Below are 6876 nucleotides of genomic sequence, written 5' to 3' on the forward strand. Positions count from 1 at the left end.
AGAATCAGTGTTCAAGACTTACCAGAATGGGTGTTCAAGAGTTACCAGAATCGGTGTTCAAGTTGTGCCAGAATACGCAACCCTCTCTCACCATGCCAGAGCGAGGCCGACAAATAATGCAGCTTGAAACCCAGCTTGCGTAACAGCCACGCAAATAACCGATTCAACTCATAACAATATCCACCCCGACGCCGGAGAACCACCTTTTTATAAATAGCCTCTATGTCCATCGATACGGGGATATCCAGCCGAAGATCGATTGTTTCATAAGGAACATGATTCAAATGCGCGACATGTAACGCCCTGAGACATTCAGCACTGCAATCGGGGTTGCGGACAAACTCGATCCTGTCCAGATAACGCTGTACATCTGCAGTCATAAGCGGCTTCAAGGATAGGGAAAAATAAGACTGATAATAGACAATGCACGCCCCCTACTAACGAATATGCAGAATGGCAGATCGAAACAACCGGGATAGCAGGCACCTAAAAACAACAACGCCGTGATAAACACGGCGCATCCATCAAACCCTGAAAAACAGCGACGGTTACTTTTTGGTCACAGCCTGTTCAGGCAAAAGCCCCATCATGCTGGCAATATCCTTAGCGGGGCGATAACCAGGAATAGAGGTGCCATCTTCCAGATAAATCGCCGGGGTACCACGAATCCCCATTTTCACACCCAGCTCGTACTGCTCATCAACCGGGTTGATGCAAGACTTATCGGGAATGGAGCCACCACTCTTGAGAATATTCATGGCCTGCCGGGGATCATCAGAGCACCAGGCAGATACCATTTTCTTGTAAGCCGGTGAACGCTGCCCACCGCGGGGGAAGGCAACATAACGCAACTCTATCCCCAGGCTATTCAATTCACCTACCTCTGTATGCAGTTTCCGGCAATAACCACAGTCCACATCAGTGAAAACGTAAATCACACCCTGAACTTCGCCTGTCGGTGAAAAGACAATCATGTTCTTTTTCGAGAGTCTCCCCAACTCTGCCTTGTTGGCCTTGGCTCTGACACCATTGGTCAGGTTATTGATCTCGCCATTTTCCAGCTTCAGCAGGTCACCCTGGAAAAGGTATTGCCCATCTGCACTGGCGTAGAGCACATTATTGCCGGACAAAACCACTTCAAAAACACCCTTCATCGGCGTTTCCGTCACGGATTCAATGGGAATCGCGGGATCAATCGATTTGAGACTGTTCCGGATGCTAACAGATGCCTTATCAGTAACGGATGCCTCAGCAACCGCCTCCTTTGCATGACCTCCCACGGAGACCAGCAAAAGCAGCGACGCAAGATAAATTGAAAAGAACCGCATAAGCATCCTCATTGAGTCAATAACAGATAATTTAACCATAGTCCCAAACGGCATAGTGTACCGAGTCATACCCCATTTCACGACACTCAAATTGAACGATTCATACCATTATCCCCTCGGATGATGCTCAGCATGGAGCTGCTGTAGTCGATGCCTGGCCACATGGGTATAAATCTGTGTTGTAGATAGATCGCTATGCCCCAGAAGTAACTGGACAACACGCAAATCGGCTCCATGATTCAACAGGTGCGTCGCAAAGGCATGCCTCAATGTATGGGGTGACAGCGGCTTGTCGATACCGGCTTTGATGGCATATTTCTTGATGCGGTGCCAGAACGCCTGCCGGGTCATCGGCTTGCCCTGCCGCCCGGGAAAAAGGGTATCCGTCCGCACTTCCCCCAACAGCGCTTGCCGGCCATCAACCAGATATCGCTCCAACCAGTCGAGGGCATTTTCACCCAATGGCACCAGCCGCTCCTTACTCCCCTTACCCAGCACCCTGACCACGCCCTGGCGAACATTGACATTCCCGGTTTTCAGGGCAACCAACTCCGACACACGCAAGCCACTGGCATATAGAAGCTCAAGCATCGTACGATCCCGAAACTCCAGCGGCCGCACCACCGACGGCGCCTGAAGCAACGCCTCCACATCCGTCTCACTGAGCGACTGGGGCAGCTGACGACCCAGCCTGGGGGACTCAATCAAACACACCGGATCTTCACTGATCAATTCCCGACGTAAGAGATAACGATAAAACCCCCGAATGGCAGACAGCACCCTCGCTGTCGACCTGGCACTATATGCCTGCTCAGCCCGCCAGCCTAAAAACTGCTGCAACAATGGATGAGTTGCATCCATTAACGTTTTACCGTGTTGCTCCAACCACGCAGAAAGCTGGTCAAGATCTCTTCGATAGGCCGACAGACTATTGTCCGACAAGCCCTTCTCCAACCATAGACTCTCAAGAAACTGATCAATCAGGGTATTTGCCACAAAATAATCCAGTTAACAGACAATGGCTTTAGCGTACCAATCACTACACGTTTCAGACAACGAGAACACTCTGAAGGTTCAACATTCAAGGCTAACCGGTAAACACTACAACCAAAATGGAAACATGCCCTCTAACAAAGCGACATCATGCAAGGCAACTAACATCGCCAAATATCATGACCACTCAACACCCAGACAAGGCCAATCTGACAATACTCACCATGCCCCCTTCTTGCCACATTAGTACCAAACTGCCTATTGGATGGCATAAAAAAAGGGCAGCCTGCTGGCTGCCCTTTTTCCGCCGGAAAGCGAAAATGAAACGGTCGGGATTAGTTAAGCTTTTCCTTGATGCGCGCAGCACGGCCGCTACGCTCACGCAGGTAGTACAGCTTGGCCTTGCGCACGTCACCGCGACGCTTGACCTGGATTTCTGCTACCAGCGGGCTGAAAGTCTGGAATACACGCTCAACGCCCACACCGTTAGAAATCTTACGAACAGTGAAAGCAGAGTTCAGACCACGGTTACGCTTGGCGATAACCACACCTTCGAACGCCTGCAGACGCTCACGGGTGCCTTCCTTTACCTTGACCTGTACGATCACGGTGTCACCGGGACCGAAAGCAGGTACTTCTTTCTCCATTTGCTCAGCTTCGAGCTGGGCAATAATCTTGTTTTTGCTCATGTGCAAAATGCTCCCAAAGTCAGTCAATTACGGTCCGCAGATTACTCTGCTTCAGGACTGTCGTTTACCGCCGTCCGGCCGGACTCTGCGATAAATTCTGCCAGCAGCCGCTCTTCTTCCCTGCTCATCGCCCGCCCTTCGAGAAGGTCCGGTCGACGCAGCCAGGTACGTCCCAGCGACTGCTTCAGACGCCACTTGCGGATCCGTTCATGGTCACCGCTCAGCAGCGTCTCAGGCACCTGGCGCTCCTCGAACACCTCAGGACGGGTGTAGTGAGGGCAGTCCAGCAGTCCTTCGGCAAAAGAATCCTCTTCAGCGGAATTCTTATGACCCAGGGTGCCCGGTACAAAGCGCGATATTGCATCAATGAGTGTCATTGCCGGCAGCTCACCGCCGCTCAGCACGTAGTCCCCCAGAGACCACTCTTCGTCGATCTCGGTTTCCACCAGACGCTCATCAATGCCTTCGTAGCGTCCTGCAACCAGTATCAGCCGCGATCGTGCGGCCAGCTCTTCCACGCCAGCCTGGTCGAGCTTGCGACCCTGCGGCGACAGATAGATAACACGGGCTTCAGGACCTGCGGCAGCCTTGGCTGCCCGAATCGCATCACGCAGAGGTTGAATTTTCATCAACATGCCGGGACCACCGCCATAAGGCCGGTCATCCACTGTCCGATGTTTATCGTGGGTGAAATCCCGGGGATTCCAGGTATTCACCTCGATCAGTCCTTGCTTCACCGCGCGCCCGGAGACACCGAAATCGGTAATCGCCCGAAACATGTCGGGAAACAGGGTGACAACACCGAACCACATTTTTAAAAGTCCGGATCCCAAAGGACCCGCATAAACCCTTCTTCAAGGTTTATCTCTTGCACCACCTGATCAAGCAGATAAGGCACCATCCGTTCCCGCTTGTCGATACTGCCTTTGGCAGCACGCAGTACGAGGACGTCGTTGGAGCCTGTCTCGATCAGATGGTCTACCTTGCCCAGGTTTACCTCATCGCCAGATTCGGTGAGGGCAAGCACTGTCAGACCTTCGAGCTGGTGCCAGTAATAGTCACCCGCTTCCAGTTCCGGCAGCTCATCACGGCCGATCAGGATATCCGTCCCGGCAAATTGCAGGGCGCGTTCCCGGTCATCGCAACCTGCGACATGGGCAACAATGCCCTTGCCGTGCTTGCGACCGCCATCGATGGTAACGGCCTGAGTACGACCGTCCGGATACCGTAACAACCATTGCCGGTATTTGAGGATATTCTCCATCGGATCGGCAAAGGAATAGACTTTCACCCAGCCCTTCACGCCGTATACCGAGGTGATACGCCCCATGGTCACACCCTGTTCAGCCCCGAAGGACTGCCCAGACGGACGCACAGCTGCACCGGCAACGCTCATCAGGCAGCCTTGACCAGCTGCTTAACGCGGTCGCTCATCTGAGCACCCTGCGCCAGCCAGAAGTCAACGCGCTCACGGTCGATGCGTACGCGCTCTTCCTGACCACGGGCAACCGGGTTGAAGAAACCCACGCGCTCGATGAAACGGCCACCCTGTGCATTGCGGCTGTCAGCAACGGTCAGATGGTAGAAGGGACGCTTTTTGGAGCCGCCCCGGGCAAGACGAATAGTTACCATGGAATCTGTCTTCCTGTAGTCTTTGCTTTCCGGCATTACGGGGTTTCATGGCCACCTGATCACTCAGGACAACCCATCAAACAGAACGTCTGTACAGCAGTACCGGACGCACAGAGACCCGAGCCTCTACCCGTAAAGGCGGTGTATTCTACGGGAAATCAAGGGAGATGCAAATCCTGACAAGGGCATATGCGCAAGACAATAATAGGGACTTTACCCACAGCAAGCGCGCATTAATGCTATATCCAACGAGCCAATACCGAACAAATAGAGCAAGCAGGGATAATTCACTAGAAACCGAAACCAATCGCTGCCGATTTCACCGAGGTATTGCCGGAGACGCCGTACCGGGCCTGCACCATCACCCCACTATCAAATTGCCTGGACAGTCCCAACGCCGTACCGTTATAGCCATCAAAGCGCCCCATACCTATCGCAACAAATGTTTTGTCAGGCATATAACCTGCTGGCAATGCCGCAAATGCAGCATTCACACTGATAGCTTTGGACTGACGATCAACCCTTCGCTTAATACTATTGAAGGCCGATAACGCCGCCTGACCCGCTGAGTTATCAATGGTATCCCCACTCGATGGCGATGGACTTTGATGCAGAGCCGCCCCCAGATTGAGGTCAACATCCCTGGCATTCACCGTGTACGTCTGCCCGTCTCGGGTATAGGTATAAGGCCCTTCCGGCCATGAAGGTTTTAGATAAAGAATTTCATTGCTAAGCGACACCCTGCGCAAATCCGGATAGACCGAATTCAAATGCACATGCTGCATATTAATCGCTTCGCGGTTTTCATGGACCATTTGCTGGATATCTTGATCAGTCATCAGATTCGATCCATCAAATGTATGCGGCTCAAGGATAAACTCACCCGGCACAGGACCGACAGAATAAACCCAAGCCGGCCAGATACTTAATAAAAGCGATAATAAAAGCTTCATACATACCACCACTCACAAGATTGGGAAATCACAAGAGAATAGCAAGGTATTGCTTTTAATCTGTCCTGACTGAACACTGTGCAAACTTACACTACGACGGGCACATTACCGAGGCAACCCCCTCTAAACTCAGCAAAACAAGGCAAGCTTATAAAAGAGTAGTAAAGCCGTATCGATTTAGACCGAGCTCGTAGCCACTTCATAGGAAGGAAGCTCCTCAGGAGGAGGCAAACTCACCACATCCATCTCCATAGCCTCCTCATAGGTAGGACAAGCCGTCTCGAAATAGGCCTCTAAGCCAGCCAGCAAGCGATCTTCGTGCAATGATGCATTCAGGCCTGAAGCTTCTTCCACATCGCCTACGTGTGATGAACTACTACCAACTGCCACCTGAAGTTGCTCTCCTCTGCACCGGAACCATCTTGCACAATTAAAGGTCGTGCTCGCAGATTGAGCCAAGAGGGCACACAAACTTATATCGGGTTCCCTTCGGCGAATCATAACGGCATTCCAGGCAAAAACGCCGCTAAAGAGAGTCACAACAAAAAGAGAACCCCCAATACCAAGTGCAATGCCAATTTGCTCTTCATTGCTATGATTTTTAAATGCCGGACCTGGAGACTCAGGTGTCTGTGTTGGTTCTGGCACGAATATCGGTATCACTGGCGTCGAGAACACTGCCACCTGAATCGGTTCACAGTCATCACTGCAAAGACCCGTAACATTACAGTAGGGCTTGAGCGCTTTCTCAGTACAGGTTTGATTATTAAGATCCCACTCATCAGAGCCATCCGTGCAGTCAGACCTGCCATCACCGAACCAGCTTCGAGGAAAGCATGTCCGCTGACCCGCAACAAATGCAGCATCGCTATTATTACAGCGAATGGGCCAATTAAATCGGTAAAAACCAAAATCAAGCTCCTGCCCAGAGCATAATACTGGGTTATTTTGCCACCAGTTACATAAACGATAACCAGATCCTACTTCCTCATCAATGACAGCGTATCGACCAGAATAAGCAGGCGTGCTGAAAATGGATGACACTTCCGGGCAATACACTCCAGCAGTCCCGAGCCAAGGAGAATAAAACTTGTACTGATAATCTTTTCCTGATTCATTGTTATTTAAACAAGCCTGTACTTGATCAGAAAAAAAAGTATCGTCTGGACAACGATCAGAACTGCGATACTTTTCATCCCACCGTAAGTACTCAAAAACTCCTGTGCAGACCACATGGCAGCCAGCATGAGGCGTATTCGATAATATTTGCCAGTCTCGGAA

At 51.4% G+C, this 6876-nt stretch carries 9 protein-coding genes; all 9 read right to left on the reverse strand.

Annotation, left to right across the window (positions count from 1 at the left end; translation table 11 throughout):
- Positions 1–41: 41 nt before the first annotated feature.
- Entirely contained in the window at positions 42–380 is a 339-nt protein-coding gene (locus ABD892_RS12175; protein ID WP_345195984.1) for an arylamine N-acetyltransferase family protein, read from the reverse strand.
- 168 nt (positions 381–548) lie between these two features.
- Positions 549–1328 (reverse strand): DsbC family protein, encoded by a 780-nt coding sequence (locus tag ABD892_RS12180; RefSeq protein WP_345195986.1) that lies wholly within the window; start codon positions 1326–1328, stop codon positions 549–551.
- A gap of 108 nt (positions 1329–1436) precedes the next feature.
- Entirely contained in the window at positions 1437–2324 is an 888-nt protein-coding gene (gene xerD / locus ABD892_RS12185) for a site-specific tyrosine recombinase XerD (RefSeq protein ID WP_345195988.1), read from the reverse strand.
- A gap of 332 nt (positions 2325–2656) precedes the next feature.
- Complete coding sequence (gene rplS, locus ABD892_RS12190) at positions 2657–3010, reverse strand: 50S ribosomal protein L19 (RefSeq protein WP_345195991.1); 354 nt, start codon at positions 3008–3010, stop codon at positions 2657–2659.
- A 41-nt stretch (positions 3011–3051) separates the two neighbouring features.
- On the reverse strand, positions 3052–3822 hold the full coding sequence (trmD, locus tag ABD892_RS12195; protein ID WP_345195992.1) for a tRNA (guanosine(37)-N1)-methyltransferase TrmD: 771 nt from the start codon (positions 3820–3822) through the stop codon (positions 3052–3054).
- Positions 3823–3824: 2 nt separating this feature from the next.
- Positions 3825–4406: a ribosome maturation factor RimM gene (gene rimM, locus ABD892_RS12200; protein WP_345195993.1), complete on the reverse strand. Its 582-nt coding sequence runs from the start codon at positions 4404–4406 to the stop codon at positions 3825–3827.
- Complete coding sequence (gene rpsP, locus ABD892_RS12205) at positions 4406–4642, reverse strand: 30S ribosomal protein S16 (protein WP_345195995.1); 237 nt, start codon at positions 4640–4642, stop codon at positions 4406–4408. Before rpsP ends, rimM begins: the two co-directional genes overlap by 1 nt.
- A 290-nt stretch (positions 4643–4932) precedes the next feature.
- Complete coding sequence (locus tag ABD892_RS12210) at positions 4933–5595, reverse strand: YadA-like family protein (RefSeq protein WP_345195997.1); 663 nt, start codon at positions 5593–5595, stop codon at positions 4933–4935.
- A 177-nt stretch (positions 5596–5772) separates the two neighbouring features.
- The coding region (locus ABD892_RS12215) for an LDL receptor domain-containing protein (RefSeq protein ID WP_345195998.1) at positions 5773–6876 on the reverse strand (1104 nt) is incomplete at its 5' end.

The organism is Kistimonas scapharcae, from assembly GCF_039540975.1.
Lineage (GTDB): Bacteria > Pseudomonadota > Gammaproteobacteria > Pseudomonadales > Endozoicomonadaceae > Kistimonas > Kistimonas scapharcae.

Bases quoted from the DNA above. Each gene is read 5' to 3' on its own strand.
- trmD (WP_345195992.1), bottom strand. From the start codon at position 3,822: ATGTGGTTCGGTGTTGTCACCCTGTTTCCCGACATGTTTCGGGCGATT.
- ABD892_RS12180 (WP_345195986.1), bottom strand. From the start codon at position 1,328: ATGCGGTTCTTTTCAATTTATCTTGCGTCGCTGCTTTTGCTGGTCTCC.
- ABD892_RS12175 (WP_345195984.1), bottom strand. From the start codon at position 380: ATGACTGCAGATGTACAGCGTTATCTGGACAGGATCGAGTTTGTCCGC.
- rpsP (WP_345195995.1), bottom strand. From the start codon at position 4,642: ATGGTAACTATTCGTCTTGCCCGGGGCGGCTCCAAAAAGCGTCCCTTC.
- rimM (WP_345195993.1), bottom strand. From the start codon at position 4,406: ATGAGCGTTGCCGGTGCAGCTGTGCGTCCGTCTGGGCAGTCCTTCGGG.
- rplS (WP_345195991.1), bottom strand. From the start codon at position 3,010: ATGAGCAAAAACAAGATTATTGCCCAGCTCGAAGCTGAGCAAATGGAG.
- ABD892_RS12210 (WP_345195997.1), bottom strand. From the start codon at position 5,595: ATGAAGCTTTTATTATCGCTTTTATTAAGTATCTGGCCGGCTTGGGTT.